General features: G+C 68.7%; 4 protein-coding genes and 1 pseudogene. 3 read left to right on the forward strand and 2 right to left on the reverse strand.

The window, feature by feature from the left end:
* A pseudogene (locus ACLN58_RS21410) lies at positions 1–203 on the forward strand (PadR family transcriptional regulator); the annotation flags it as partial.
* Positions 204–348: 145 nt separating this feature from the next.
* Positions 349–423: a 50S ribosomal protein bL37 gene (locus ACLN58_RS21415; protein ID WP_136609796.1), complete on the forward strand. Its 75-nt coding sequence runs from the start codon at positions 349–351 to the stop codon at positions 421–423.
* Between the two features lie 136 nt (positions 424–559).
* Here the strand turns inward: ACLN58_RS21415 and rsrA are convergent, their stop codons facing one another.
* The gene (rsrA, locus tag ACLN58_RS21420) at positions 560–826 is read right to left on the reverse strand and encodes a mycothiol system anti-sigma-R factor (RefSeq protein WP_415857235.1); all 267 of its coding nucleotides are present in this window, start codon (positions 824–826) and stop codon (positions 560–562) included.
* Positions 826–1524, reverse strand: coding sequence for a sigma-70 family RNA polymerase sigma factor (locus ACLN58_RS21425; RefSeq protein ID WP_415857236.1), 699 nt, complete (start codon positions 1522–1524; stop codon positions 826–828). Before ACLN58_RS21425 ends, rsrA begins: the two co-directional genes overlap by 1 nt.
* A 165-nt stretch (positions 1525–1689) precedes the next feature.
* Here ACLN58_RS21425 and ACLN58_RS21430 point away from each other — a divergent pair.
* A partial coding sequence (locus ACLN58_RS21430; protein ID WP_415857237.1) for a DoxX family protein occupies positions 1690–2162 on the forward strand: 473 nt, incomplete at its 3' end.

Raw genomic sequence — 2162 nt, forward strand, 5'->3', positions numbered from 1 at the left:
AGCCCTCGCCCGAGCGGTTCAGCCGGGAGAGCCAGGGCCGGCTCGTGGAGGCGGAGATGCTCGTCCAGTCGTTCCGCGACGACGTGCGGGTCGAGCTGCGGTCGCACGCGGCCCGCGACGCCGTCACCGAGGTCACGCTCGAGACGCTCCGGACGGTCCTCGATCAGGCGCGCATCGCGGTGCGCAATTCGCTCCGGGGCTGAGCCCGAGTTCGGGAAACGGGCCCCAGCGCCCTGGTGCGGGGAGGGGGGGCCGCGGCGCCTGTCGGTTTGGGCGCGGCGCCGCACGTGTGGGAGGATGGTAGGCGGCCTTCTGGGCCTAAACGTTGTCGAGTCCAAGGAGGCCCCTATGAGCAAGCGTGCACGCAAGCGCCGTGACCGCAAGAAGAGCGGCGCGAACCACGGTCGGCGCCCCAACGCCTGAGGCGCCTCACCGGAGGCCTGTGCGGCCTTCCCGTGGTGCGGAAAGGGCCCGGAGCTGTGAGCTCCGGGCCCTTTTGCGTTCCCGTTTTCGCGCAGGCTGGGGGGTCTCAGGCTGCGTGGTCTCAGGCTGCGGGGTCTCAGACCTCAGCAGCCGCTGAGCGAACCGAGTGGATCTTCTCGAGGATGCTGAGCTTGAGCGCCGCTGGGGCCTGCTCGGCGCAGCTGCGCTTCATCGCGCTGCGGATCATGCACTCAAGGTTGTGCTCTTCGCGGCACTCGGCGCAGGATTCGAGGTGGCCGCGGATCTCCGCGACGTCGGCCGCGGGCAGCGCACCGTCGAGGTACTCGTAAAGACGCTCAAGCCGCGATTCGTCGCAATCGCCGAGGCCCTGACAGTTGCCCATTATTCCTTCTCCTGCTTGCTCGAGTCCGCTTCGGCGCCCGCGCCCGAATTCACGGACACCCGCGCGCCCGCGAAGCCGCGTTCCGCGGCATAGTCTGCCAGTCGATCCCGGAGGAGCTTCCTCCCCCGGTGGAGCCGCGACATCACGGTGCCGATCGGCGTGCCCATGATCTCCGAGATCTCCTTGTACGCGAAGCCCTCGACGTCGGCGAAGTACACCGCGAGCCTGAACTCCTCGGGGATAGCCTGCAGGGCGTCCTTGACGTCGGAGTCCGGCAGGTGGTCCAGCGCCTCCACCTCGGCCGAACGCAGCCCGGTCGAGGAATGCGACTCGGCGCGTGCCAACTGCCAGTCCTCGACCGTGTCGGTGTTGGCTTGTTGAGGCTCGCGCTGGCGCTTGCGGTACAGGTTGATGTACGTGTTCGTGAGGATCCGGTACAGCCACGCCTTGAGGTTCGTGCCGGGCTTGTACTGGTGGAACGCTGCAAAGGCCTTCGCGTAGGCCTCTTGGACGAGGTCCTCGGCGTCCGCGGGATTGCGGGCCATGCGCATCGCTGCCGAATACAGCTGGTCTACGTACTGCATGGCGTCGCGCTCGAAACGCTCGCGGCGCGCCTCCGAACTCTCCGCGGCCAGATCCGTGCCGGTGGCCGAATCCGCCGCGGACTCGTCAGGCTCAAGGGAATCGACGGTGCTCATTGCGCTCCAGTCTAGTGGCGTGCCGGGACGCGGGCGGTCCAAGACGAGCACGGGATCTCCTCTCCAGACTCGGGGCTCAACGCACGTGCCAACGGCGAGGGAAGGGAAAATATTCCCCGAAAGTGCAAGACTGGACCCGCCGGAAATCCCACACCAGGAGGCCTCATGTCGGTAGTCCGATTCCTCGCTCGACCCCTGCTCGCGTCCTCGTTCATCGTCGCCGGAGCGGACAAGCTGAAGAACGCGGACGCGACGGCCGAGCAGCTCTCCCCCGTGCTGCGCCGCGCGGCCGATGCGCTTCCCATCCGTGTCGAAGAGAAGACGCTGGCCCGGGCGGTGGGCGCGACCCAGCTCGGCGCGGGCCTCCTGTTCGCGCTCGGCAAGGCCCCGCGCTTCTCCGCGTCCGTCCTCGCGATGACGACGGCGCTCAACACGTTCGTCGAATGGCGCACCGCGGACATTGGCTCGAAGGAGCTCCGCTCGGCCCGCCGCGCGCGGCTGCTCAAGAACCTCTCCCTCGTGGGCGGAGTCCTGCTTGCCTCGGTCGACACCGCAGGGCGCCCGAGCCTCGCGTGGCGGGCCCAGCAGATCGCGGCCGACGCCGCGAAGCAGGCCAAGGCGGCCAAGGCCGATGCCGC

The sequence above is a fragment of the Sinomonas sp. G460-2 genome (genome assembly GCF_047759905.1).
GTDB lineage: Bacteria > Actinomycetota > Actinomycetes > Actinomycetales > Micrococcaceae > Sinomonas.

Excerpts from the sequence above, each read along its gene's own strand:
- rsrA (WP_415857235.1), bottom strand. The coding sequence starts at position 826 with ATGGGCAACTGTCAGGGCCTCGGCGATTGCGACGAATCGCGGCTTGAG.
- ACLN58_RS21425 (WP_415857236.1), bottom strand. The coding sequence starts at position 1,524 with ATGAGCACCGTCGATTCCCTTGAGCCTGACGAGTCCGCGGCGGATTCG.